General features: G+C 61.2%; 20 protein-coding genes and 1 other RNA gene. 7 read left to right on the top strand and 14 right to left on the bottom strand.

Annotated features, from left to right (window positions below; genetic code table 11):
- Position 1: 1 nt before the first annotated feature.
- The 13 genes from ftsW to ABID12_RS17525 form a co-directional block, all read right to left on the bottom strand.
- Complete coding sequence (gene ftsW, locus ABID12_RS17585) at positions 2 to 1,162, bottom strand: putative lipid II flippase FtsW (protein WP_106301383.1); 1,161 nt, start codon at positions 1,160 to 1,162, stop codon at positions 2 to 4.
- Between the two features lie 3 nt (positions 1,163 to 1,165).
- Complete coding sequence (murD, locus tag ABID12_RS17580) at positions 1,166 to 2,578, bottom strand: UDP-N-acetylmuramoyl-L-alanine--D-glutamate ligase (protein WP_354435428.1); 1,413 nt, start codon at positions 2,576 to 2,578, stop codon at positions 1,166 to 1,168.
- A gap of 11 nt (positions 2,579 to 2,589) precedes the next feature.
- Positions 2,590 to 3,690, bottom strand: a complete 1,101-nt coding sequence (gene mraY, locus ABID12_RS17575) for a phospho-N-acetylmuramoyl-pentapeptide-transferase (RefSeq protein ID WP_106301388.1) — start codon at positions 3,688 to 3,690, stop codon at positions 2,590 to 2,592.
- Between the two features lie 132 nt (positions 3,691 to 3,822).
- Positions 3,823 to 5,229, bottom strand: coding sequence for a UDP-N-acetylmuramoylalanyl-D-glutamyl-2,6-diaminopimelate--D-alanyl-D-alanine ligase (locus ABID12_RS17570; protein WP_354435427.1), 1,407 nt, complete (start codon positions 5,227 to 5,229; stop codon positions 3,823 to 3,825).
- The gene (locus tag ABID12_RS17565) at positions 5,226 to 6,689 is read right to left on the bottom strand and encodes a UDP-N-acetylmuramoyl-L-alanyl-D-glutamate--2,6-diaminopimelate ligase (protein ID WP_354435426.1); all 1,464 of its coding nucleotides are present in this window, start codon (positions 6,687 to 6,689) and stop codon (positions 5,226 to 5,228) included. Before ABID12_RS17565 ends, ABID12_RS17570 begins: the two co-directional genes overlap by 4 nt.
- A gap of 59 nt (positions 6,690 to 6,748) precedes the next feature.
- Positions 6,749 to 8,494, bottom strand: a complete 1,746-nt coding sequence (locus ABID12_RS17560) for a peptidoglycan D,D-transpeptidase FtsI family protein (RefSeq protein WP_354435425.1) — start codon at positions 8,492 to 8,494, stop codon at positions 6,749 to 6,751.
- Positions 8,491 to 8,868, bottom strand: a complete 378-nt coding sequence (gene ftsL, locus ABID12_RS17555) for a cell division protein FtsL (protein WP_106301400.1) — start codon at positions 8,866 to 8,868, stop codon at positions 8,491 to 8,493. Before ftsL ends, ABID12_RS17560 begins: the two co-directional genes overlap by 4 nt.
- Positions 8,868 to 9,896, bottom strand: a complete 1,029-nt coding sequence (rsmH, locus tag ABID12_RS17550; protein WP_354435424.1) for a 16S rRNA (cytosine(1402)-N(4))-methyltransferase RsmH — start codon at positions 9,894 to 9,896, stop codon at positions 8,868 to 8,870. Before rsmH ends, ftsL begins: the two co-directional genes overlap by 1 nt.
- 17 nt (positions 9,897 to 9,913) lie before the next feature.
- Complete coding sequence (gene mraZ / locus ABID12_RS17545; protein ID WP_106301406.1) at positions 9,914 to 10,351, bottom strand: division/cell wall cluster transcriptional repressor MraZ; 438 nt, start codon at positions 10,349 to 10,351, stop codon at positions 9,914 to 9,916.
- A 367-nt stretch (positions 10,352 to 10,718) separates the two neighbouring features.
- Positions 10,719 to 11,149, bottom strand: an RNA gene (gene rnpB / locus ABID12_RS17540) — RNase P RNA component class A.
- Between the two features lie 61 nt (positions 11,150 to 11,210).
- Positions 11,211 to 12,398, bottom strand: a complete 1,188-nt coding sequence (locus ABID12_RS17535) for an NAD(P)/FAD-dependent oxidoreductase (RefSeq protein ID WP_354435423.1) — start codon at positions 12,396 to 12,398, stop codon at positions 11,211 to 11,213.
- Positions 12,399 to 12,575: 177 nt separating this feature from the next.
- Complete coding sequence (locus tag ABID12_RS17530; protein ID WP_354435422.1) at positions 12,576 to 13,142, bottom strand: DUF1176 domain-containing protein; 567 nt, start codon at positions 13,140 to 13,142, stop codon at positions 12,576 to 12,578.
- Between the two features lie 124 nt (positions 13,143 to 13,266).
- Complete coding sequence (locus tag ABID12_RS17525; protein ID WP_354435421.1) at positions 13,267 to 13,977, bottom strand: TerB family tellurite resistance protein; 711 nt, start codon at positions 13,975 to 13,977, stop codon at positions 13,267 to 13,269.
- 240 nt (positions 13,978 to 14,217) lie between these two features.
- On the opposite strand from ABID12_RS17525, the gene ftsH reads away from it, so the two are divergent.
- From ftsH to ABID12_RS17490, 7 genes are all read left to right on the top strand, one after another.
- On the top strand, positions 14,218 to 16,047 hold the full coding sequence (ftsH, locus tag ABID12_RS17520; RefSeq protein ID WP_354435420.1) for an ATP-dependent zinc metalloprotease FtsH: 1,830 nt from the start codon (positions 14,218 to 14,220) through the stop codon (positions 16,045 to 16,047).
- Between the two features lie 479 nt (positions 16,048 to 16,526).
- A complete protein-coding gene (locus ABID12_RS17515; RefSeq protein ID WP_354435419.1) occupies positions 16,527 to 17,909 on the top strand; it encodes an autotransporter outer membrane beta-barrel domain-containing protein in 1,383 nt (460 codons plus the stop codon).
- Between the two features lie 201 nt (positions 17,910 to 18,110).
- Complete coding sequence (locus ABID12_RS17510; RefSeq protein WP_354435418.1) at positions 18,111 to 19,325, top strand: pyrophosphate--fructose-6-phosphate 1-phosphotransferase; 1,215 nt, start codon at positions 18,111 to 18,113, stop codon at positions 19,323 to 19,325.
- 50 nt (positions 19,326 to 19,375) lie between these two features.
- A complete protein-coding gene (locus tag ABID12_RS17505; RefSeq protein WP_354435417.1) occupies positions 19,376 to 20,011 on the top strand; it encodes a hypothetical protein in 636 nt (211 codons plus the stop codon).
- Between the two features lie 122 nt (positions 20,012 to 20,133).
- Entirely contained in the window at positions 20,134 to 21,381 is a 1,248-nt protein-coding gene (locus tag ABID12_RS17500; protein ID WP_354435416.1) for a BtaA family protein, read from the top strand.
- A 1-nt stretch (position 21,382) separates the two neighbouring features.
- On the top strand, positions 21,383 to 22,075 hold the full coding sequence (locus tag ABID12_RS17495) for a class I SAM-dependent methyltransferase (protein ID WP_354435415.1): 693 nt from the start codon (positions 21,383 to 21,385) through the stop codon (positions 22,073 to 22,075).
- A gap of 87 nt (positions 22,076 to 22,162) precedes the next feature.
- Positions 22,163 to 23,359 (top strand): lytic murein transglycosylase, encoded by a 1,197-nt coding sequence (locus ABID12_RS17490; protein ID WP_106301426.1) that lies wholly within the window; start codon positions 22,163 to 22,165, stop codon positions 23,357 to 23,359.
- A 414-nt stretch (positions 23,360 to 23,773) separates the two neighbouring features.
- Here the strand turns inward: ABID12_RS17490 and prfB are convergent.
- A protein-coding gene (gene prfB, locus ABID12_RS17485) for a peptide chain release factor 2 (protein ID WP_354435414.1) occupies positions 23,774 to 24,905 on the bottom strand; the annotation gives its coding sequence in 2 pieces (ribosomal slippage) (positions 23,774 to 24,835 and positions 24,837 to 24,905; 1,131 coding nt in all).
- Positions 24,906 to 24,980: the final 75 nt, after the last annotated feature.

The raw sequence follows: 24,980 nt of genomic DNA, 5'->3' as shown, positions 1-24,980 counted from the left end.
TCTACTCCGCCGCCACGCCGCGCGGCCTGCCCGGTTCAAAGAAATGGTCTTGACGGGCACGCTTTTCGGGCCGGTGGCGTGTCAGTGCCAGAATGAAGCCCGCACCGATGCAGGTCGCGATCATCGACGATCCGCCGGCAGAAATCAGCGGCAGGGTCATGCCCTTTGCCGGCATCAGCTGCAGTGCAACGCCGATATTGATGACCGACTGCATGCCGATCTGGAGCACGAGGCCGGCTACGGCAAAACGGGCGAAATCATCGCGCTCGCGATAGGCATGGGTCAGCCCTCGCAACACGATAAAGGCGAAGATCGAGACGATGAACATGCAGAACAGAATGCCGAATTCCTCCGCCGCCACCGAAAACACGAAGTCCGTATGGCTGTCGGGAAGCCGGCGTTTGACGATCCCCTCGCCCGGCCCGAGGCCGAACAGACCGCCATGCTGGATCGCCTTTGCGGCCAGCTCCACCTGCAGGTTATCGCCCTCGCCGGTCAAGAACCGGTCGATACGCGAGGTCACATGCGGCAGCCAGGTATAGGCCGCCAGAATGCCGGCCATGCCGATGCCGCCAAGACCGGCAATCCACACCCACGACATGCCCGCCATGAAGAAGATACCGCCCCAGACGATGCCCAAAAGCACGGTCTGGCCGAAGTCGGGCTGGGCAATCAGAAGCACGGCGGAAATGATGAACAGAATGCCGGCAAAGAGATTGCCCGGAATTTCGGGATAGCGCTGATGTTCGGCAAAAAGCCAGGCACAGACCACCGCAAAGGCGGGCTTCAGAAACTCCGACGGCTGCACGGAAAACCCGGCCAGCACGATCCAGCGCCTGGAACCGTTATTGGCCGTACCGATGAAAAGCGCGGCGACCATCATCAGCAGTGAACCGACCAGAATGATCACCGCCAGCCGCCGGATCATCCGCGGCGAACAGAAGGACAGGCCGATCATCACCGCAAGCGAGGGAAAGATGAAGATCGCATGGCGGCGGACAAAGTGAAAACTGTCATAGCCAAGACGGTCGGCAACGGCGGGCGATGCGGCAAATGACAGCATGAAGCCGATGCCCATCAACGCGATAAAGGCTGCAAGCAGCCATCTGTCGATGGTCCAGAACCAGTCCGCGATCGGTCCGCGTTGGACACGAGAGACCATGGCTTATTTCTCCCTGCCGGTTTCATCGGGCGGCATGATGCCATCAAGCGCCATGACGGCGCTGACGAAGGCATCGCCCCGCTTTTCAAAACTTGTGAACTGATCGAAGCTGGCGCAGGCGGGTGACAGCAGCACCACAGGCGTCTCCCCGCCCCCGGCCTCTGCGTCTCGCGCGGCATCGCCGACGGCCTTTTCCAGCGTGCCGGACATGACGATTTCGGTCTTGCCCTGCAGCGTCCCGGCAAAGGCGTCCGCCGCTTCGCCAATCAGATAGGCCTTGCTGATTTTGGGAAAGAACGTCTCCAAAGCAGCAATGCCGCCCTGTTTTGGCCGCCCACCCGCAATCCAGTAGATAGTGTCGAAGGTTTTCAGCGCAGGCGCTGCCGCTTCGGCATTGGTCGCCTTGGAATCATTGACGAACAACACCTTGCCGCGCCGCGCGATCGGCTGCATGCGATGCGACAGACCTTTGAACGTGGCGATACCGGACAGGATTTCGGTGTCCGAAAGGCCGACCACGCGGCAGGCCGCGATGGCGGCGGCGACGTTCTGGCCATTATGCGCCCCGCGCAGCACGGTGTGGGCGGACAGGTCGGCCACCATATGATCGCCCCCCTTGCCCACGGAGACGATCGCCTTCCCGTCAAACGCCAGACCGGCCTCGATATGACCACGGTCGGCGGAAATATCCGTCACGCTGTGACCGGCGCGGCGCAGGCGCGCGGCGATATCGCAGCAATATTGGTCATCGGCGCCGATAACGGCGTTTTTCGCCCCCGCCACCAGCCGTTCCTTGATCGCCGCATAGCGGTCCATGTCGCCATGACGGTCGAGATGGTCCGGTGTGAGGTTCAGGAGCAGGCCGACATCGGCATCCAGCGTCGGGGCCAGATCGATCTGGTAGGAGGAGCACTCCACCACGTAAAAGCGTTCGGGCACAAGCGGGTCGAGATCGAGCACCGCCCGGCCGATATTGCCGCCGATCTGCGCATCGCGTCCGGCCTCTGCCAGAATATGGCCGATCAGCGCCGTGGTCGTCGATTTGCCGTTGGTGCCGGTAATCGCGATCAGCTTTGCATCCGGGCATGTGGCGCGACACTCACGCGCAAACAGCTCGACATCGCCGATGATCTCGACGCCCGCCGCGCTCGCCAGTTCCACGCTCCAGTGCGGTTTGGGATGGGTCAGCGGCACGCCCGGCGCCAGAACCAGCGCCTCGAAGGCGCTCCAGTCCGCTTCTTTGAGATCGACCACCGGGATCCCGGCGGCAGCGGCTGCCGCACGGCTTTCCGCGCGATCGTCGAAGGCGGAGACCTCCGCGCCACCGGCAACGAGTGCGCGTGCGCTCGCAAGCCCCGAACCGCCAAGCCCGAAAAGAGCGATTTTTTTGCCGGAAAAGACGGAGACCGGAATCACGGATTATTTTCCTATCGCAGTTTCAGGGTCGAAAGGCCGATCATGGCCAGACCGAAGGAAATGATCCAGAACCGGATCACCACCTGGCTTTCGGTCCAGCCGAGCTTTTCGAAATGGTGGTGGATCGGCGCCATCAGGAACACCCGTTTGGCGGTCTTCTTGTACACCGCCACCTGAATGATGACGGACAGCGCCTCGAGCACGAACAGACCGCAGATGATCGCCATCACGATTTCATGCTTGGTGGCAACAGCGACCGAGCCGATCAGCCCGCCAAGCGCCAGCGAGCCGGTATCGCCCATGAAGATGGCGGCCGGCGGGGCGTTGAACCACAAAAAGCCCATGCAGGCGCCGATCACAGCCGACAGCAGCACCACGAGTTCGCCGGTGCCCGGCACGTAATTGATCTGCAGGTAGCTTGCGAACACGGAGTTGCCGACGACATAGGCGATCAGCGCAAACGAACCGGAGGCAATGATCACCGGCACGGTCGCCAATCCGTCGAGACCGTCGGTCAGGTTCACCGAATTGCCGGCGGCGACGATCACGAAAGCGCCGAAGGGAATGAAGAACCAGCCAAGATCGATGATCACATCCTTGAAGAAGGGGAAGGTCAGCGCGGAGCCCAGCGTCGCCCCGTCAATCGAAGCCAGATTGGCGGCATACATCATGAAGGCGACCGCAACACCGGCAATGACGAATTCGAAAAACAGCCGGCGCCGGCCGGAAAATCCCTTGTCCGACTGCTTGGTGACCTTGAGGTAGTCGTCATAAAAGCCGATCGCGCCGAAACCCAGCGTTACCAGCAGGGTCGCGACCACATAGGCATTGGACAGATCGGCCCACAAAAGTGCGGAGCCGACAATGCCGGCAAGAATCATCAGCCCGCCCATGGTCGGCGTGCCTGCCTTCTTGAAATGGGTCTGCGGCCCGTCGGCGCGAATCGGCTGCCCCTTGCCCTGGCGGATGCGCAGCGCGGCGATAATCCGGGGTCCGAACAGAAAGACGATCAGCGCCGAGGTAAAGACGGCCGCGCCGGAGCGAAACGTGATATAGCGGAACAGATTGAAAAACTGGAACCTGTCGGACAACTCCACAAGCCAAATCAGCATGAACGCCCCTTTCCAGCGACGGCGAAATACGCCGGGTCAGGCCCTGAACGGGCCGCAACCGGCGTCTCAGAATTGCGTTTTGCGCGGTATCTCAAACGTCTGTTTACCACGAAAATGTTTATGCGCGGTTTATCACCGTGCGGGATAGGTATCGACCAGTTTCGCGACAATCTTGCCGAATCCCGAACCATTGGACGACTTTACCATCACCGTATCACCGGCCGCGAGCGCACCGGCGGCGAATTCGGCCAGTTCTTCGGCATTCTCCCGATATTCCACAACAATGCTTTCCGGCAGGGCATCGCGCAGCGCCTTCACATGCTCTCCGGCAAGCCAGACATCCGTGACACCGGAGGATACCACCGGCCCGGCAAGCGCCTCATGCGCGTCTTCGGCATAATCGCCGAGTTCGAGCATATCGCCGAGTATGGCGATCCTGCGGCCGCCCTGGTTTCCCGCCCCCAGCAGTTCAAGTGCGGCCCGCATCGACGCCGGATTGGCGTTATAGCTTTCATCGATCAGGGTGACGGTACCATCGCCGATGGCCAGCTGCTGGCGCAGCCCCCGCCCCTTCAACTGTTCTGCGGTTTCAAGCGCTTCGAGCGCGGCATGGGCATCGCCGCCCGCCATCGAGATCGCAGCAAGTGCCGCCAGCGCGTTTTCCGCCATATGCTGGCCGGCAAGGCCCAGATTGAAGGCAACCGGTTCCTCGGTTCCCAGCAGCGCCTGCACATGCCCCTTGTCGCCAATGGTGCGGTAGTCGAGAAGACGGAACAGCGCCTTGGCGTGCTCGCCGAAGGAAACGATCTGCGCGCCGCAGTTTTTCGCCGCCCGCGCCAGATGTTCGAATTCATCGATATCGCGGTTGATAATGGCAGCGCCATCGGGCTCCAGTCCCTCGAAAATCTCCGCCTTGGCGGCTGCTATTTCGCGGATGCCGGAAAAATTGCCGATATGGACCGGCGCAACCGTGGTCACCACCGCCACATGCGGGCGAACCAGCTTGGTCAGCGGACGGATTTCGCCGGAATGGTTCATGCCGATTTCGAACACGCCGAATTCGGTATCGGCCGGCATGCGCGCCAGTGTCAGCGGCACGCCCCAGTGATTGTTGAACGAGGCCACCGCCGCATGAACCTTGCCCGAGGCCTTCAGCCCGCGCGCAATCATTTCCTTGGTGCTGGTCTTGCCGACCGAGCCGGTGACGGCAATGATCCGGCCGGCAACGCGTGCCCTTGAGGCCGCGGCAAGGCGCACCATCGCCTCCAGCACGTCGTCAACCACGATCATCGGGCAGGTCAGACGTCCCAGAGCGGGCAGTTTCGCTTCCGAGATCACCAGCATGCCCGCGCCATTGGCCGCAGCGTGGCCTGCAAAGGAATGACCGTCCACCCTGTCGCCGGTAATGGCGAAGAACGCTTCACCGGGCGCGATCGTGCGGCTGTCGATTGAAATTCCGTTCACGCCTTCCGGCAGTTCACCGACGGGACGGCCGTCCATGGCCGTGACCATTTCGGCTGATGTCCATAGCAAACTCACGATTGCGTACCCTCCAGTGCCTTTTTCACTTCAGCCAGATCGGAGAACGGGCGGGTGATGCCACCGGCCGTCTGCCCTTCCTCATGGCCCTTGCCGGCGACAATCAGCGTGTCGCCCTGTTTCAACAGACCGGCTGCATGGATGATGGCTTCACGGCGATCGCCGATCTCGACGGCGACGGGCGCGGCAGCCATGATTTCCGAACGGATCACCGCCGGTTCCTCCGAACGCGGATTGTCATCGGTGACAATCACGATATCGGCCAGCCGCGTGGCGATCTCGCCCATGATCGGTCGCTTGCCCTTGTCCCGGTCACCGCCGCAACCGAACACCACCACGACACGCCCGGTGGTAAACGGGCGGACTGCGGCCAGAACCTTTTCCAGCGCATCCGGCTTGTGGGCATAATCGACATAGGCCAGCGCGCCGTTTTTCGCCTTGCCGGCAAGCTGCAGACGGCCATCGGCGCCCTCAAGCTTTTCAAGGGCGGCAAGCGCGTCCTTCGCCGAAACACCGGTGGCGATCGCAAGGCCGGCAGCGACAAGCGCGTTGGAAATCTGAAATTCACCGGCAAGCGGCAACCGCACCTCGTGGATCGTGCCCTCGTGCAGAACTTCGGCAAACTGGCTATCGCGCTTCTGCTCGACGCGTTTGAGCGTCAGAAAATCGCCGTTGCGCCCAACCGTCAGCACCTTGTGACCGGCCGCCTTCGCGGCTTCGGCAGCGCGCATCGACCATTCGTCATCGGCATTGATGACCGCCGGCGCGCCGCGCGGCAGGACCCGGTCGAAGAGGTGCATCTTGGCACCGAAATAGCTCTCCACCGTCGGGTGGTAATCCATGTGATCGCGGCCGAGATTGGTGAAACCGGCGGCGGCAAGCGTCACACCGTCAAGGCGGTACTGGTCGAGGCCGTGACTGGAGGCCTCCATTGCCGCATGGGTCACACCGTTTTCGGCAAGCTCGGCCAGAAGCGCGTGCAGCACGACCGGATCGGGCGTGGTCAGCGCGCCGTAATCCTTGCGGCCGGGCGCGATCACGCCGGTGGTTCCGATCATCGCAGCGGGATGTCCGGCAAAGGCCCAGATCTGACGGGTGAACGACGCAACGGAGGTCTTGCCGGCCGTGCCCGTGACAGCCACCATGGTCTTCGGCTGCGCCCCGTAAAACCGCGCGGCGGCAAGCGCCAGAAACAGGCGCGGGTTTTCGACCTGCAGAACGGGAATGCTCGCATTGTCGACATTTGAGGCGCTGACGGCGACTACAGCGCCCTTTTCAGCCGCATCGTTTATGAAGGCAGCGCCATCGGCCCTGGTGCCGGCAACGGCAACGAACAGCATGCCGGGTTCAACCTTGCGGCTGTCGGCAGCAATCCCGGTGATCTCGATTGCACCGGCGCGCCCGGCCAGAGCCGCATTCAGTTCGGGAAAGGCCGTTCCGGCCAGCGCGCGCATCAGCATTTTCAATCTCTTCCGTTCTGTCCGGCCGATTCGAAAACCGCACCGACCGGAATCATACCTCAGTATGCCGCAAGCCGGGCATTGCCGTCTTCCCCGAAATCGGGGTCGACGCCGAGAATCGGGGCCGTGCGGCGGATGATCTCGCCCGTCATCGGACCGGCATTCCAGGCGGCCGTCCGGCCGGGAACACCTTCGACCTTCTTCGGATCATCGATGGTGACGAGAACGACATATTCGGGATCGTCCATCGGAAATGCGGCAAGAAAGGCGTTGAAATTATGGTCGTGGGCATATTTGCCGTCGATAATCTTTTCCGCCGTTCCGGTCTTGGCGCCGACGCGATAGCCGGGCACCTGTCCGTTGCGGCCGGAACCCTCGGTTCCGTTCAGGCGCAGCAGGTAGCGCATCTTGTCGCTGGTGTCCTCGGAAATCACCCGCGTGGCGGCGCGGTCGGCCTCTTCCGGCGTGCGCGGCAGGAAGGTCGGCGGCATCAGCTTGCCACCGTTGATGATGGCGGCCGCAGCAGCTGCCGTCTGCAACGGCGTGGTGGTGATGCCCTGACCAAAGGAAACGGTCGCGGAGAAAACGCCGCCCCATTTCTGCGGCTTCTGCGGCGTGCCCGAACCGCCTATCTCGGTTTCGATGCGGTCCAGCAGGCCAAGCTTTTCGAGGAAATTCTTCTGGTAGTCGGGCCCGACGGCGCCGGCAATGCGCGAAGCGCCGATATTGGAGGAATAGGTGAAGACCTCCGGATAGGTCAGGATCCGGTTCTGGGCGTGGTCGTCACCGATACGCGACGAACCGAAATAAAGCGGGGTCTTGGCGTCAACCATGCTCTGCAGGTTAAACTTTCCGGATTCCAGCCCCATCGCAAGCGTGAACAGCTTGAAGGTCGAGCCCATCTCGTAAACGCCGGTAATCGCGTGGTTGAGCATCCGCTTGTCGCTGGCCGGCGGCGGGTTATTGGGGTCGAAATCCGGGTATGACGCCAGCGCCACGACTTCGCCGGTATCGGCCCTCAGGATGATCCCGGTCGCGCCCAGCGCCTCGAATTTTTCAACGCCGCGAACCAGCGTATCGCGGACAATGCTTTCCGCCCTCAGATCAAGCGAGACCTCGAAGGGCTTCAGCCCCATCGACCCGGTCAGGCCAAGGCCCATCAGGCCGGAAATGCCGTCGGTCTTGTCCATGTAGCGTTCGATGCCGGACAGCCCCCTGTTGTCGATATCGACAAGCCCCAGAATATGAGCCGCCTCGGGGCCACCCGGATAAAAGCGGCGCACTTCGGGACGGAAACCGACACCCGGCACGCCGGCTGCCAGCACCTGGCTCTGCTGTCTGGGCGTGATCTGACGCTTCAGCCAGACGAATTCGCCTCTGGACCGCAGCAGACGGTAGGCGCGCTTGACATCGAGATCGGGAAAGATCGGCTTCAGCGCTTCCAGGACATCGTCCGCACTGGTGATCATCGAGGGGTCAGCATAAAGCGACATCATCCGCACGTCGGTTGCCATGATGGCGCCGTTGCGGTCGACGATATCGGGACGGCGGGCAAGCGTCAGCGGTGCGGCCGCGCGCGCCACGGTTCCGTCTTCCTTGGCCAGCGAATAATGCACCAGCCTGCCGCCGATCACGGCATAGACGGCAACAAAGGCGACCGTGACGAAAGCGACGCGGCTGCGCGCAAGACTGACGCGCTTCTTGGCCGTTCCCTGGAACACATCGGTCTGCGGGGTGGCTGCCTCGCTGGCATCGGCGCGCTTCGCTTCGGTCTTTTTCTTGAAGATGCTGGCAAGTTTCATCATGGGTTCACCGATCCGGTTATGACGAGATCCGTGCCGTCGGGCGCATCCCCGGCCATCAGCGGCGGAAGGTCTTCCGGCTGAGGTTCGGGCGCAATCGGCGGAAGCTGATCGAGGGTTGCGATCTGCTCGGGCTCGGCGGGTTCAAGGCCAAGCTCGGCGGAAAAATATTCCGACAGCCGCGCCATGCGCGCGGGCTGCGTCAACAGGGCCTCATCGGCCTTCAGAAGGTCGATCGTGTTTTCCTCAAGCGCGATCTGGTCATCGAGACTGCGCACCTCGTCGAGCGTCGCCTCGGCGCTGTATTTGATCGTGTAGGTGACGGTCGCCGTCACCACCATGGCCAGAATGAGAATGAGATCGAGCGGACGCAGCATCAGTTCTCGTAACCTCCAAGGCAGGAAAGATCGGCAAGAGCCGGCAGACCGAAAGCATCAAGCCCGGTTGCCGGTGCGGGAACATCCGTGCGGATCGCGGCCCTGAGCTTGGCGGAGCGCGCACGCGGGTTTTCGGCGGCCTCGGCCTCGCTGGCAGAGATCATCGCCTTGCCCGGCTGACTGAAAAGAGCCGGCGCCGGTTCGACTGCCGGCAGGTGACGCGAACCGCCGGCCTTGCCGAGGCGCGCCGCGATGAACTGCTTGACGATCCGGTCTTCCAGCGAATGAAAGGTGACGACGGCCAGCACGCCGCCGGGCTTCAGGCTGCGCTCTGCGGCAAGCAGTGCGCCGGCCAGTTCGCCAAGCTCGTCATTCACATAAACACGAAGGGCCTGGAACACGCGGGTTGCCGGATGGATCTTGTCCTTGGCGCGGCGTGGCGTGACGATTTCGATCAGACCGGCCAGATCGCGGGTGGTGGCAAACGGCTCTTCCTGACGGCGTTTTTCGATGGCGCGGGCGATGCGGCCGGCGTTCTTTTCCTCGCCGAGAATGCCGAAGATCCGGGTCAGGTCATTCACCTTGGCGCGGTTGACGACGTCGGCCGCCGAAACGCCCTCACCCGACATGCGCATGTCGAGCGGCCCGTTCTTCTGGAACGAAAACCCGCGTTCGGCCTCATCGATCTGCATCGAGGAGACGCCAATATCGAGCACGACACCGTCGAGGCCTTCTGCCGGCGCAAACTGATCGAGCACAGAAAATTGGGTGTGGTGAAGCTGCAGGCGATCGCCATAGGCAGCCCGCATTTCGGCTGCCGCCGCGATGGCGTTTGGGTCCCGGTCGAGACCGATGACGGTTGCCCCGGCATCAAGCAGCGCTTTCGAATAACCGCCGGCGCCGAAGGTTCCGTCCAGAATAATCTTGCCGGGTGCCGGGGCAAGTGCGCCCCGCACCTCGGCAAGCATCACCGGAATGTGGCGAACCGGTCCGCCATTGGCATCCGCCATGCCAAATGTCCCCGACATTCCGTTCCCTCGTTTATTCAACCGCCTGCGCGTTGCTGAAAACGCGCCCTGCGCGCCTCGGCCTGCGCCTCCTGAAAGGCCTGCGGCTCCCAAAGCTGGAAGTGGTCCGCCCGACCCACGAAAGTGACCTCCTTGTCGATGCCGGTGAAGTCGCGGATGAAATCCGTGATCATCAACCGTCCCTCGGCATCGAGTTTCGCAAACACACCGCCACCATGGATCAGCAGCGACATGCTGTTCGCGTCTGCCGAAAACGGGTCCTCCTGATCGATCTGCCGCTCGAAGCGGTCGAGAAGATCGGGACCACCGATGGAAATGGCGGGGAAGATGAAATCCTGGAAGCAGTAGAGCTCCGCAATCTTTCTTTCGGCCAGAACCGTGCGGAAAACCGCAGGCACAGAGACCCTCCCCTTCGCATCGATCTTCTTGGTCGCATTGGAAAGAAACCGGTTCATGACGCAAAACCACCGAAGACTTTGGCAGCCTTCGTCCGACAGCCCTTCCCCAAAAAGACACAAGAAACCCGCTTCGCCCAAAGGGCGAATTCAGCACGAAATGCAAAGACTTAGAACTGATTTGCCACCCATATGCCGCAGGCGGCGAACTCTTGGTAAATGGGATAACATGGGCAGAATTGGGCGTCAATGGGACAACCTGCTATTAACCACGTCGGAAACGCTTTTCAAACGTCGATTCTACCAACCGGCTATTAACGAAAGCTTTCGCCTGCAAAAGACTGAAAATATTATGGAAATAAAAAACGCCACGCCTCGGAAACGAGACGTGGCGGCTGGTCCCAAAACGGGCCAGAACAAAGAAAAATGGACCAGTTGGCCTGTAAGCCGGGTTCTGTAAGGCTCTGCAGTTTCCCGCAGAACGTGGCGGCCATTCATCTGGGACAGCACTTGCGCACTGCCTCTCGCAACCCACCCGGATGACCGGCCTGGAAACAGGCTGGCGACAAGCGCCGCGTCATCCCTATTCGGTTTTGCTCCCGGTGGGGTTTACCGTGCCGCCTGACGTTGCCGCCGGCGCGGTGGGCTCTTACCCCACCCTTTCACCCTTACCCCGCCATCAGACCGCTTGCGTATCTTTCACAAGCGGTCTGAAAGCGGGGCGGTTTGCTTTCTGTGGCACTGTCCCTGGGGTCGCCCCCGCCGGACTTTCTCCGGCACCGTGTTTCCGTGGAGCCCGGACTTTCCTCACCGTGCCGCCTTTCGGCATTGGCACAGCGCGGCCGCCCGGCCAACTGGTGCGGACGTCCTAATGGGTTTTGCCGCAGAAGGGAAGCCGTTTCGCTGCCGTGACGATCAATCAGGAAAAGGAGGGCGCGAAATCGACGCCGTAGCCCTCGTCGGCAAGCTGCCCGCCTGCCATCAAAACGGCACCGAGCCGGCCGATTTCATCCGAACTCTTGGCGCCTGCCCCGCAACCGGCCGTCAGCACCGCAATCCTGTCCGACGGCGAAAAGCCGATCATCGGATAGCCCGACGGCGAATAGGACGTGACGCAGGTGCCCGTCGTTGATTCCAGCACGCGAATGCCCGGCATCAGGTCACACAGAATGCGGGTCAGATGCTCGCGGGTGGCATTGGTGCCGCGCGACTTGAACCAGGCGCGCACATCCGCCTCGGTTTCAAGCGGCACGTCGTCCGGATCGCCGCCGATCTTGATGTAGAAACGGCCATCGGGATAGCGGATCGGCGGCAGAAGATAGACACCATCGACATCGAATTCCGGCTTGTAGATCAGGCTGGGCATGGCCGAAAGCGTTTCAGCTTCTTCCTCGCCGACCTCGAAATAGGCGACCGTGCGGGCAAAAACGGTCAGGTCGAGATGGCCCGGCAGCAGGTCCGGGTTGATGGAAAAACCGCCGGCTGCAACCAGCACCTGATCTGCGGTATAGACCGCGCCGTCAGCGGTTTCGACGCGGACGCCATTGCCGTTTTCGCGCACCTTCGTCACGGTCGCCTTGATCACCGTCGCACCGGCCTTTTTGGCCAGGATGGTCTGCGCGGCCACCATGCGGCGCGGCGAAATGAAGCCGGCCCCGGAGGCCTCAAGGACACCTTCCGTCTTCTTTGCAAATTCGAAGTAAGGGAATTTCTCGACCAGTCCCCCGGCATCGACGATCTCCGCGGCGGCGCCGCAGCTGTCAGCCGCCGCCATGATCGTTTCCACGTATTTCCCGCGCGAGCGCCCCGGTCCGACAATCAGCGCCCCGACCTCGTTGAACACCTCAATGCCGCTTTCGCGTTCGATATCGCGGTAACGCGCAATCGAGCGATTGGCCAGACGCGCCCAGACGGGATCGCGGTCAATGGTCCGGGTAATCCGCCCCTCGTCGTAATGGCTGGCGAAAACGCCGGTGTGGTTTGCCTTGTCGGCGGGCTCGTCCGGCCCGATCACGGCAACGCCGTCCTGCAGGCCCGCCAGATGGCGCGCGGCAGCCGAACCCATCAGGCCACGCCCGACGATCATCGTCCTGAAATGTGCAGTCATAGACCCCTCTGTATCCCGCTGCCCGGCGAACAGGTCCGTTTCGCCGCGCGCCAGGTCGCTTTTGAGCAAGGTTGCGGAAGCTTGAGCAAGGACCGGGACATTTGCAAGAAAAACCTTGTCCCGCTCCGTGGCTGCGGTGTCAGTAGCACAGCGCCGATGCTAGCCGTTTGCGCTCGCTCAAGGACGGTGCGCCGTGCCCTGCCCTGCATCATAGAGAACGAAGTTCTGCTCAGACAGTTCCTCGGGCGGATTATCGAGATTGGCCTCGTAGATCGGATCGATCACATAATGCTTCAGCACGAAGCGGCCGTTTTCCAGGGTCCACTTACCCGCTGAATAGGCATCCCCCAGCCCGCGCCATTTCTCGAATATCGAAATGGTGTTGGTGTCGGGGTCGAAGTCGGGATTGATGAGCAGAGCCTCGGTGGCGAAACCATTCACGACAGGCGCCTGCGCAAGCTGCGTGCGGGTTTCGTCATCTTCGGCATAGTCCAGCGTGAAATCCGGAACAGCAAAGGACACCGGCTGCAACCCGTCGCCATCACTGTCGTCAAGGTTCATGACGAAGGCGACGACCAGATTATAGGCGCCGACATAACAATTGACCTGATAAAGCGTGCCGGAATGCGCCACCGGCGTGCCCTGATAGTCAGCCTCGCTCCAGGCAACCGGATAGGCGATAACGTCGAGCCCATCAAAACGGGTGCTCAGATCGGCATCGCAATATTCAGGATGCAGGGCCATGACCAACGCCCGCGCGTCGTCCGCTCCCTTTTCGTCCGCATTCTTTTCGGCAGCATTCCCCGCAGCAGCACTTGCGAAAACGGCAAACGCCAGAGGCAAGGCACAGAAGGTGCGCAGAGCCACCTCAGGCCGCCTTGCGTTCACGCTCGATTTCCTCATAGGCCGCGTTGATGCGCGCCATCCGGTCATTGGCGGCGGCATGGAACTCCTTCGGAACACCGCGCGCGATCAGCCGGTCGGGATGATTTTCAGCCACCAGCGCCCGGTAACGCGAGCGGATGGTCTTGAAATCATCACTGCGCGAAACCCCGAGAACACCATAGGGGTCACGGTCGCCCATCTCCATATGACGGGCGCAGATCGCGGTGAACCGCGCTTCGCTGATGCCGAAAATCTCGGCAACACGCGCCAGAAAGGCGAGTTCCTTTTCATGTACGGCGCCATCCGCCTTGGCGATGTGGAACAGCCCGTCGACGATTTCCTCCAGAAGCGGGCAACCTTCATCGCCTTCGGCACAAAGGTGCTTCAGCTTTTGGGCATAAGCCTCGTAACCGGCAATATCCTGACGCGCCAGATTGTAGAGACGGGCAACATTGTCCCGCTCGCCTTCCGGGATTTCGAAAATCTCGTGAAAAGCGTCAACTTCCTCGATGGTCACGAAACCGTCGGCCTTGGCCATCTTGGCCGAAAGCGCAATGAGCGAGACCGAGAAGGCAACCTGCCGGCGTGTTTCGGGGTCGCCTTCGAACAGAGTCCGCACGGCTTCGACAACGCTCGTCAGCACATTGCCGGCGGATTGACTGACGAAATTGACCAGCTTTTCCCAAAATGACATTCGACAGTCTCCCGGCGTTGAATCACCGCCTTTTCACGTCCTGACAGATTGAACAAAAAACATCGCCGGCGCAAGTCGAACCGATCGGTTCAATCTCACTTTTTCGCGACGGCTTCGATACCATCCAACGCCCCGCGGACCTGCGGTGACCGCATAGCGCGTGCGTTTTGCAATTGCCTGCAACGCAAAGCCGCGGCTATAGACTAGGCCGCAAGGACGTGCCGCAGGGGAGTTTGACCGATGGAACGCAAGAATACATTCAATATTGGCTATTTTCTGTTGGCCTTTCTGGTCATCATCGGCTTCCAGATGTGGTTTACGTCGCGCGACGTCGCCCAGATCAGTTATTCCGAAATGATCAATTATATCGAGAAGGGCCAGGTTCAGTCCGTCGCGATCGCCGACAACACCATCCAGGGCCAGTTCAAGAGCGCCATCGACGGCAAGGAATACTTCGTCACCTACCGCGTTCCCCAGGAACTCGCGGTCGATTTCGACAAGTACAAGGTAGACGTGACCGGCGTTCCCGATCACAGCATGCTGACGAAGATCCTGTCCTGGGTGCTGCCGATCGTCATCTTCTTCGCGATCTGGGCATGGTTCTTCCGCAAATTCGCGGAAAAGCAGGGCATGGGCCTTGGCGGCATGATGAATGTCGGCAAGTCCAAGGCGAAAATCTATGTCGAGCGCAGAACCGGCGTCACCTTCGACGATGTCGCCGGCGCCGACGAGGCCAAGACAGAGTTGAAAGAGGTCGTCTCGTTTCTGACCGAGCGCGACAAGTTCGGCCGGCTCGGCGCGCGCATCCCCAAGGGTCTGCTGCTTGTCGGCCCGCCCGGCACCGGCAAGACGCTGATTGCCAAGGCGGTGGCCGGTGAGGCGGACGTGACATTCTTCTCGATTTCCGGCTCGGAATTCGTCGAAATGTTCGTCGGCGTCGGCGCGGCGCGCGTGCGCGACCTGTTCAAGCAGGCCCGCGAAATGGCCCCCTGCATCATCTTCATCGACGAACTCGATGCGCTTGGCCGCGCACGCAATTCCTTCGGCGGCGGTGGAAATGACGAGAAGGAACAGACGCTGAACCAGCTTCTGGTGGAGCTGGATGGTTTCGATCCCTCCGCCGGCATCGTCATTCTGGCCGCCACCAACCGCCCGGAAGTACTCGACCCGGCGCTCACCCGCGCAGGCCGTTTCGACCGTCAGGTGGTGATGGACCGACCGGACCGGGAAGGCCGCGCGGCCATTCTCGCCGTTCACATGAAGAAGGTGAAGCTGACCGAAGAAGTCAGCGCCGATGAAGTCGCGGCTCTGACACCCGGCTTTTCCGGCGCCGATCTGGCCAATCTGGTCAACGAGGCCGCGATCTTCGCCACCCGGCGCGACGGCGAATATGTGACCATGGACGACTTCACCCTGGCCGTCGAGCGCATTGTCGCCGGCTCCGAACGCCGGGGCCGGCTGCTGAACCCCGATGAGCGCGAGCGCGTCGCTTTCCACGAAATGGGCCATGCGCTGGCCGCCGCCGCCCTGCCCAAGACCGATCCGGTGCACAAGATCTCGATCATTCCCCGCTCGATCGGCGCGCTCGGCTACACCATGCAGCGGCCGACCGAGGACCGGTTCCTGATCACCGCGGGCGAATTGCGCGACCGCATGGTGGTGCTGCTGGCCGGCCGCGCGGCCGAAGACCTCGTCTATGGCGAAATCTCCACCGGCGCTTCCGATGACCTCGCCCGCGTCACCGACATCGCCAAGCAATACGTGATGAGCTTCGGCATGGACCCCGATATCGGCCAGACGGCGCTGGAACAGCAGCGCGCGCAATATCTGGAAAGCGGCCCCGCCATGGGCAAGCCGAAGGACTATTCCGACGTCACGGCCCGCGAGGTCGACCTTGCCATCCGCAAACTGATCGACGAGGCCTATGAACGCGCCAAGGCGGTTCTCAGCCAACGCCGCAAGGACCTCGACGACGGCGCCCGCATGCTGCTCGACAAGGAAACCATCACCCCTGATGATTTCCCGCCATTGGTCCAGCAGCCGCTGGCGCAGGCGCGTTTCTTCTCCTGAGCGTCTGATTTCAAACCGATAGATCTGAAACGGGCGGCACCTTTCATGCCGCCCGTTCAGACTGCTGACAAAGCTATCCTTTTTACGGACGTCATCCTCGGGCTTGACCCGAGGATCTAATCACCGCTCAGCACGAGCGGCGTTGGTGGTCCATAATAGATTGTTTTAAATTTATTTTTTCCGATACGCTTGTCGCGTTCATGCGTGCTTAGACCCTCGGGTCAAGCCCGAGGGTGACGAAGGAGAGCGGGGCGAGCTTTGTAGGCAGTATGACGGGCGGCAACCCTCATGCCGCCCGTTGGCATTTTCGTGTAAAAACAGATGTAAAATACGTAGTATACTTTTATATATTTCTATTTATATGTAACTTAAATTCCAGAATTACAATTTTTACATAAACATAAATCAAATTATACAAGTTATATTGCAATTTAAACTTATATGCCTCTCTATTCCTAGTTACGGATAAAGGGCAAACAATGCGAAAGGTATCGGGGCACGGAAAAACTGATGAAGATATGTGGCCGTTGCGCCGGTTCGGCCGCCTGCGGCCAATCGCACTGACCGGCGCTCTCGCCATGGCCGGCGCCGTTTTCCCCGGCTTAGCACAGGCAAATGACGACTGTCCGAATGCCGGTTCCGGCAGCAATGTCTGCGCAGTCGCTGACGATCCGGCACCGGCCGCCGCCACCGCCATCAAGGGCGCCCGCGCGCCACAGATCACATCCGGCGGATTCTTGATGGGCGCCTACCAGATCAATCGGGTTTTCAAGAGACGTCCGCCCGGCACGGGTCCGTTCAGCGATATCAACAATCCGGATGTCATGCCCCCGGGCTCGCAGCTTGGCCCCTTGTCCAGAAGATCGACGACACTGGATGTGGCGCGGCTCAACCCGGTGGCCGAACGATCACCGGTCTTGCCGCATTTCCAGGCCTACCCCTCCATGCTGATGGCCATGACCCGCTTACCCTCGTTCAAGGTGCGCACCGGCGGACGTTATGACGACACCGGCGCGCTTGCCTCAAGCCCGGCGCTTGATGCCGTCTGGGGCCGGTTCGCCGGCGAACGCTACATATTCGAACCACGCCCCGGCAATCCGGATGTCAGCTACAAGATGTCCAGCTTCATCATGCAGGGCGGGATCGATGGCCTGTTTCTCGATCATGAATCGGGTGTGCTGATTGCCGGCCTCAGTGCGCATTATCAGTCCGGAGAGAGCAAAATCAGCTCGCGCCTCGGCCTGACGACGATGCAGTCCGACGCCTACGGGATCGGCGCCACCGTTCTCTGGCTGGGATCGAACGGGTTTTATGCAGATACGCATCTCTCCCACACCCGCTATTCCACTACGCTGCAGTCATCTGGCCCGTTCAAGGCGCATCATCAAAATCACGCCCTGGGCTATGCGCTTTCGCTGGAGGTCGGGCAGGCCATCGGCATTACCGATGAATGGTCGCTGGTTCCCCAGGCGCAATTGCTGTTTTCCGCCCTTGATATCGAACGTTTCTCCGGCCCGCTTGGTGAAGCCGACGGGCTGTCGGGCGGCAAAAGCCTTTCCGGACGGGCCGGACTGACGATTGAGAAGCAAAGCAGCTGGAAAAACACAAACGGCGAGGCCCGCTCCGCCAGCGTCTACGGGCTGATCAACCTGCGGAACGAGTTTCTCGAAAGCTCCGGCAACCTGCATGATTTCTCCTCCGAGCCGAGCGACATCACCGGCGAGCTCGGCATTGGCGGCTCAATCAAATTGCAGGTCGGCAAACGTCAGGTCTCGGCCTTCGGTGAAGTCACCACCTTCTCCGGTTTCAATACCGGTTCTCACGGCTATGGCGGCAATGTCGGTCTGAGGCTCAGATTCTAGCGAGCTACAGCGGGAAAAAACGCCCCCTGTTCCGGGTTGCCGCGCCATTGCCGGTTCAATCGGTTTAGTCCCGATCTTGTTCACCAGTGGCCGCAAATCCCCGATTTTATTCGTTTTCAGGCTTTACAGGCCGCCCTCTCCTGTCGCATCCATGTCGCATATTCAGTTGATACTCCCACCCGATTTGATGGAAGGATTGATATGTCGAGCCAGAAGGTTGCAATGCTCACCGCCGGGGGGCTTGCTCCCTGTCTTTCCTCCGCCGTGGGCGGACTGATAGAGCGTTACTCCGATATCGCGCCCGAAGCCGAAATCATCGCCTATCGTTCGGGCTATACCGGGCTTCTGACCGGCGACAGCATGCCGATCACGCCGGCGATCCGCGAGAAGGCCCATCTGCTGCACCGCTTTGGCGGCTCGCCCATCGGCAACAGCCGGGTGAAGCTGACAAACCAGAAGGATTGCGAAAAGCGCGGTCTGGTGGGCGCAGGCGAGGATCCGCTCAAGGTCGCGGCCGAACGGTTGACCGAAGACGGCGTCACCATTCTCCACACCATTGGCGGCGACGACACCAACACCACCGCAGCCGATCTGGCGGCCTATCTCAAGAGCAATGGCTACGATCTCACCGTGGTCGGGCTGCCCAAGACCGTCGATAACGACGTCAAGCCGATCCGCCAGACCCTTGGCGCGCTGACGGCAGCCGAATACGGCGCCGCCTTTTTCGACAATATCTCGAACGAGCAGAGCGCTTCCCCGCGCACGCTGATCGTCCACGAGGTGATGGGCCGCAATTGCGGATGGCTGACGGCTGCAACCGCGCGTGCCTATCTGGAGCGGTTGAAAACCGTCGAATATGTCGACGGCATGCTGATGAACCCGGCCATGGAGATGATAGACGGCGTTTACCTGCCCGAGGCCGCTTTCGACCTCGAGGCGGAAACCGAGCGGCTGAAAGCGGTCATGAGCCGCAACGGCACCGTCTCGCTTTTCGTCTCCGAAGGCGCATGCCTCGATGCCATCATCGCCGAACGTGAAGCGGCAGGCGCCGATGTTGCCCGCGATGCCTTCGGCCATGTGAAACTCGATACCATCAATGTCGGCAACTGGTTTGCCAAGCAGTTCGCCGACCTGCTGGGTGCAGAGCGCGCACTGGTGCAGAAATCCGGCTATTACGCGCGCTCGGCGCCGGCCAATGGCGACGATCTCAGGCTCATCCATTCGATGGTGGACCTTGCCGTTGAAAGCGCGCTTGACGGCGTTTCCGGCGTCACGGGCCATGATGTCGAGCGCAACGGTCAGCTGCGCACGATCGAGTTCGACCGGATCGAGGGCGGCGGTCATTTCGACCTCTCGACCCCCTGGTTTGCGGGCGTCATGGAAGAAATCGGCCAGGATTTCGCGCCTGCCGATTGACCTTTTCATACCGCAGGGCTTTTATGGGTGCTGCGGATGGAGGATCCCGAGTGACTGTAGAAAACGCGGCTCTCTATGCCGTGCTGGCTTTCGCGACCTTTCTCGTTCCTTCAAGCCGGATGCTTGAATTTGCGAAGTGGCAGTGTCAGCGCGGTCTGAAAGCAAGCCTGTCGATGGGAATGGGCATCATCGCCGTCAGGGCCGTATTCTTTGCGGCCGGACTTGGCGCGGCGATTGCTCTTGTCTACACGATGCCGGACGGTCGCGCGCTTGCCGCGGTCGCGGCCTGCATCTTTCTGGCGCTCTTTGCGGCACGGCGGGTCTTGGCGCTGAGACAGCCCTCGCCGCTTGCCGGCAACGACAACCTCCCCGCAAAGACCGTTTTTTCCCGCCTCTGGTTCGGTATCCGTTTCGATACCCGTCCCGTGACCGATATCCTGCTGGCGGCAGCAACGGCGATCTTCTTTGTGCCGGCGCAATTGCCCGGCCAAGAAACACTCGGGATGTTTGCATTTGCCCATATTGGCGCAAGCCTGCTGGCGCTGGTGGTCTACGCCGTGTTTGCCCGCGCTCTGCTTGCCCGCGTCAACCGGCGGCTTGATCGTTCGCGGCAGGCACGGATCGCCAAACTGCTGCGCTCCGGCCTGCCGCGTGTTTCCGCCCGTTTTCGCCAGGACGCCGCGTAAACACCACCGCCGGCCTGTGGATTGCGGCCCGCCGTCATCAAAACTTAGCAGAACATCTCTACCCGTCAGACTGAAGGGGACCGGCGCCTTTGCCGGAAACACCGGCAATGACGGAGCCGCAGATGAGCGCAGCCGAGGAAAATCTTCCCAACACCACCACAGCTACGGGCCGTCTCAATGCAGCCCTGCTGCAGCACAAGGCGTTTTCCAAGGAAGGGCTTTCCGAACGGTTGTTCGGCCTGCTGTTTTCCGGTCTGGTCTATCCTCAGATCTGGGAGGACCCGGATATCGACATCGCGGCAATGGCGCTCGGCCCGCAACACCGGGTCGTGACAATCGGTTCCGGCGGCTGCAACGTGCTCGCCTACCTCACCCGTGCGCCCGAACATATCGATGTCGTTGACCTCAACACCCATCACATTGCGCTTAACCGGCTGAAACTCAACGCCTTTGCCCACCTGCCCGATCATGCCGCCGTGCTGCGCCTCTTCGGCAATGGGGTCAAAGGCAGCATACGCGACTATGACACCCATATCGCTCCGCATCTCGATCCGGCAACGCGCCGATACTGGGAAAGTCGCGACAGTCTCGGCCGCAGACGCATCACGGTGTTCGAGCGCAATATCTACCGCACCGGCCTGCTCGGTCATTTCATCGGCGCAGGCCATATGGTTGCCCGTCTGCACGGCGTGAAGATTTCCGAACTGACCGAGGCGCAGTCGCTGCGCGAGCAGAGACGGTTCTTTCAGGAAAAGATCGCGCCGCTGTTCGACAAGCCGCTGATCCGCTGGACCACGTCGCGCAAATCTTCGCTGTTTGGGCTCGGCATCCCGCCCCGCCAGTATGAGGAGCTGGCCAGTGCCAGCACCGACGGGACGCTCGCCTCCGTTCTGTGCCACCGGTTGGAAAAGCTCGCCTGCCATTTTTCCCTGAAGGACAATTATTTCGCGTGGCAGGCCTTTGCCCGCAGCTATCCGAGCGATGGCGCGGGACCTTTGCCGACCTATCTGCAGGCGCAGGCCTTCCCGATGATCCGCGACAATGCAGGCCGTGCCACGGTCCATCACACAAGCGTCACCGAACTGCTTTGTGAAAAGCCTGCGGCAAGCGTCGACCGTTATGTGCTGCTTGATGCCCAGGACTGGATGAATGACGGCCAGTTGAACGATCTCTGGCGCCAGATCACCCGCACGGCCCGCCCGCAGGCACGCGTGATTTTCCGCACGGCCGCCGAGCCCTCCGTCATTGAAGGCCGCCTGACGCCCGAAACCGGAGCCGCATGGCGCTATCTGGAGGCGACATCGCGCGAACTTGCGATCATGGACCGCTCGGCGATTTACGGCGGCTTCCACATCTATGAGAAAGTCTGAGATGGCCGATCAGCAGCAAACGGCCGGCAATCAGGCTGCGGCCATGGATGCAATGTATCGCCATCAGCGGCACATCTACGACCTCACCCGGAAATACTATCTTTTCGGCCGCGACCGGATGATCAACGGCCTTGCCGTGCCGCCCGGCGGTTCGGTGCTCGAAATTGCCTGCGGCACCGGGCGCAACCTGAAAAAGATTGCCGCCCGCTATCCCGATGCGCGGCTCTACGGCCTCGACATTTCCGAGGAGATGCTGATCTCGGCGCGCGCCGGGTTCGCGCACCGGCCCGACCCGCCGGTGTTTCTCGCCGCTGATGCCTGTCACTTCCGCGCCGGCTGTTTCGGTGTCGAGGGATTTGACCGGATCGTGATCTCCTATGCGCTTTCGATGATCCCGCAATGGCGTCTGGCTGTTGCCGCAGCCCTTGATGCGCTGAATGACGGGGGATCGCTTCATGTTGTCGATTTCGGCCAGCAGGAGGGCTTGCCGCACTGGCTGAAGTCCGGCCTGCACCGGTGGCTCGGGCGCTTTCACGTCACCCCGCGCGCCAGACTTCACGCCGTGCTTCAGGCGGAAGCTGCAACCCGCACCGGCTGTAGCTTTCACTTTGAAACCATTGGCCGCGGCTATGCCTGGCATGGCCAGATCAGGCGTCTTCAACCGTCAGCAAGGCTTGCTTCAGTGCCGTCTTAATGAAAGTTTAGGCGGTTCGGTATAGGTTGCGGGGCAATTTTGCAGCCCGCTGCTTGTGGCTGGCTGACAGTTTTTAAGGAGACGCCCATGATTTCAAGGACCATCCGCGCGGTTGTGGTGGCCGCCGGTCTCACATCACTCTTCGCCGGCTCCGCCGTTGCGGCACAGCAATGTGGCGGCGATTTTTCGCGCTTCCTGTCGGGCGTGAAATCCGAGGCCGTACAGCGCGGCCTTTCGGCAAGCGCCGCAGACGCCGTTCTCTCCGGCGCCTCCGTCAGCAACAAGGTGTTGCAGATGGACCGCGCGCAGGGCGTTTTCAAACAGACATTCCTGGAATTCTCGCAGCGCACCGGCAGCAGCTCCCGCCTCAACACCGGCAAGCGGAAAATTCAGCAATATTCCAGCACGTTCGACCGCGCGCGCCGCGAATTCGGCGTGCCGGCCGGTGTGCTGACCGCGTTCTGGGCGATGGAAACCGATTTCGGCGCCGTTCAGGGCAATTTCAACACCCGCAATGCGCTGGTGACGCTTTCCTATGACTGCCGCCGCCCGCACATCTTCCGTCCGCAGCTGCTGGCGCTGATCGAAATGACCCAGCACGGCGACTTCGACCCGGCAACGGAAACCGGCGCCTGGGCCGGTGAACTCGGCCAGGTACAGATGCTGCCCGAAGATATCATCCGCTACGGCGTCGACGGCGATGGCGACGGCCATGTGCGCGTCAAGAAGAGCTCGCCCGACGCCCTTCTGACGGCGGCAAACTTCATCCGCAGCCTTGGCTGGCGCGCCGGCGAACCCTGGATTCAGGAAGTCCGCCTGCCGCAGGACCTGCCCTGGGACAAAACCGGTTTCGGCGGCGGCATGACAGCCGGCCAGTGGTTCAATCTCGGCGTTCAGCCGCGCGACGGCAATACCCGCTTCTCCAGACTGCCGGCATCGCTTCTGCTGCCGCAGGGCCGTTTCGGACCGGCTTTCCTCGCCTATCCGAATTTCAACGTTTATCTGGAGTGGAACCAGTCCTTCATCTACACGACATCGGTCGCCTATTTCGCAACACGGTTTGAAGGCGCGCCGGCCTATGACAAGGGCAAGCCCGAGCCGGGCCTTTCCGACAGCCAGATGAAGCAGCTTCAGACGATCCTGTCGCGCAAGGGCTTCGATGTTGGCAAGGTCGACGGCATTCTCGGCGCCGGCACCCGCGATGCAGTCCGTTCGGTCCAGATGCAGCTCGGCATTCCGGCCGATGGCTGGCCCACGCCGCAATTGCTGCAGGCTTTGCGATAAAGCCGCAGAGCAATAACAACAAAAGACCGCTCCGGGGTTCCGGGGCGGTCTTTTTTATTTGCCGGCAATGCGCCGGACGAAGAGGTTTATACGTGAACCTGCCCTCCCACGGGGTGTCATGCTCGGGCTCGACCCGAGCATCCAATTCACCCAAACCATTGATCGTGAATATTTTTCGCAGACGCTCGTCGTATGGCCCTGGATCCTCCGGTCAAGCCGGAGGATGACGCGGTGTGTGTGGGCGGGTCTGTCAACAAACAGAAAGACCGCTCCCGGGTCCGGGGCGGCCTGTTTTTTATTCGGGACAATCGGGCTTTGACGACGCCGATATGAATCTTCCGTCAGCGTTTAGAGCCGGTTCGAAAGACCAACGCGTTAGCCACGGTCAGCTCTTCGCCAAACACCAGCCGGCACTCAGTCGATATCCTCGACCGCCGCTCCTGCGCCGCCCTCGATGCGATGTGCAAGGGCTGCTTCCATGAACGGGCTCAGCGCGCCATCGAGAACATCCGACGGCGATGTGCTTTCAACGCCGGTTCTGAGGTCCTTCACCAGCTGATAGGGCTGGAGAACATAGGAGCGGATCTGGTGGCCCCAGCCGATATCGGTCTTGGAGGCCGCTTCCTGGCTTGCCGCTTCCTCGCGCTTTTGCAGCTCCGCCTCGTAAAGACGGGCACGCAGCATGTCCCAGGCCTTGGCCCGGTTCTTGTGCTGGGAGCGTTCCTGCTGGCACTGCACCACAATCCCGGTCGGAATGTGGGTGATGCGCACGGCAGAGTCCGTGGTGTTGACGTGCTGTCCGCCGGCACCGGAGGCGCGATAGGTATCGATCCGGCAGTCGCTTTCATTCACTTCGATATCGATGGAATCATCGATCACCGGATAAACCCAGACCGAGGAGAACGATGTGTGGCGACGCGCATTGCTGTCATAGGGCGAGATGCGGACCAGACGATGAACGCCCGATTCGGTCTTCAGCCAGCCATAGGCATTGTGCCCCTTGACGTGGATGGTCGCCGACTTGATGCCGGCCTCTTCCCCGTCATGAACTTCCATCACCTCGACCTTGAACCCCTGGCGCTCGGCCCAGCGGATATACATGCGCAACAGCATGTTGGCCCAGTCCTGGCTTTCCGTACCGCCGGCGCCGGAATGGACTTCGAGATAGGTGTCGTTGGAATCCGCTTCGCCCGAGAGCATGGCCTCGACCTGCTGGCGCTCGGCCTCGGCAAGAAGCTTCTTCAGGCTTTCCTCGGCATCCTTCACCACCTCGTCGTCGCCTTCCTCCTCGCCAAGCTCGATCAGCTCGATATTGTCGGAAAGCTCGGTTTCGATGCGGCGCACCGATGAGATACCGTCATCCAGAAGCTGGCGTTCGCGCATCAGCTTCTGCGCCTCGCTGGCATCGTTCCAGATATTGGGGTCTTCAGCCCTGTTGTTCAGCCAGTCCAGCCGTTTGATTGCCTGATCCCAGTCAAAGATGCCTCCTCAGCAGGGTTACGGCCTGCTTGGTTTCGTCGACGATGGATTCGATTTCCGCGCGCATGGTTCTTTCTGCTTCTTGAAAAATCGGTTCTGTGATGAAGCCGGTGAATAAGCGGGCAAGGCGCGGATGTAAACC

It is taken from the genome of Martelella mangrovi, from assembly GCF_040545495.1.
GTDB classification, from domain to species: domain Bacteria; phylum Pseudomonadota; class Alphaproteobacteria; order Rhizobiales; family Rhizobiaceae; genus Martelella; species Martelella mangrovi.
The sequence above is the reverse complement of the archived record's forward strand: the minus strand, read 5'-3'. Positions and strand labels throughout refer to the sequence as shown.

Bases quoted from the DNA above. Each gene is read 5' to 3' on its own strand.
- ABID12_RS17500 (WP_354435416.1), top strand. From the start codon at position 20,134: ATGAGCGCAGCCGAGGAAAATCTTCCCAACACCACCACAGCTACGGGC.
- ABID12_RS17535 (WP_354435423.1), bottom strand. From the start codon at position 12,398: ATGACTGCACATTTCAGGACGATGATCGTCGGGCGTGGCCTGATGGGT.
- ABID12_RS17565 (WP_354435426.1), bottom strand. From the start codon at position 6,689: ATGCTGATGCGCGCGCTGGCCGGAACGGCCTTTCCCGAACTGAATGCG.
- mraZ (WP_106301406.1), bottom strand. From the start codon at position 10,351: ATGAACCGGTTTCTTTCCAATGCGACCAAGAAGATCGATGCGAAGGGG.
- mraY (WP_106301388.1), bottom strand. From the start codon at position 3,690: ATGCTGATTTGGCTTGTGGAGTTGTCCGACAGGTTCCAGTTTTTCAAT.
- ftsL (WP_106301400.1), bottom strand. From the start codon at position 8,868: ATGCTGCGTCCGCTCGATCTCATTCTCATTCTGGCCATGGTGGTGACG.
- ABID12_RS17530 (WP_354435422.1), bottom strand. From the start codon at position 13,142: ATGGCCCTGCATCCTGAATATTGCGATGCCGATCTGAGCACCCGTTTT.
- ftsW (WP_106301383.1), bottom strand. From the start codon at position 1,162: ATGGTCTCTCGTGTCCAACGCGGACCGATCGCGGACTGGTTCTGGACC.
- rsmH (WP_354435424.1), bottom strand. From the start codon at position 9,896: ATGTCGGGGACATTTGGCATGGCGGATGCCAATGGCGGACCGGTTCGC.
- ABID12_RS17525 (WP_354435421.1), bottom strand. From the start codon at position 13,977: ATGTCATTTTGGGAAAAGCTGGTCAATTTCGTCAGTCAATCCGCCGGC.
- ABID12_RS17515 (WP_354435419.1), top strand. From the start codon at position 16,527: ATGCGAAAGGTATCGGGGCACGGAAAAACTGATGAAGATATGTGGCCG.
- ABID12_RS17560 (WP_354435425.1), bottom strand. From the start codon at position 8,494: ATGATGAAACTTGCCAGCATCTTCAAGAAAAAGACCGAAGCGAAGCGC.
- ABID12_RS17490 (WP_106301426.1), top strand. From the start codon at position 22,163: ATGATTTCAAGGACCATCCGCGCGGTTGTGGTGGCCGCCGGTCTCACA.
- ABID12_RS17510 (WP_354435418.1), top strand. From the start codon at position 18,111: ATGTCGAGCCAGAAGGTTGCAATGCTCACCGCCGGGGGGCTTGCTCCC.
- ftsH (WP_354435420.1), top strand. From the start codon at position 14,218: ATGGAACGCAAGAATACATTCAATATTGGCTATTTTCTGTTGGCCTTT.
- ABID12_RS17495 (WP_354435415.1), top strand. From the start codon at position 21,383: ATGGCCGATCAGCAGCAAACGGCCGGCAATCAGGCTGCGGCCATGGAT.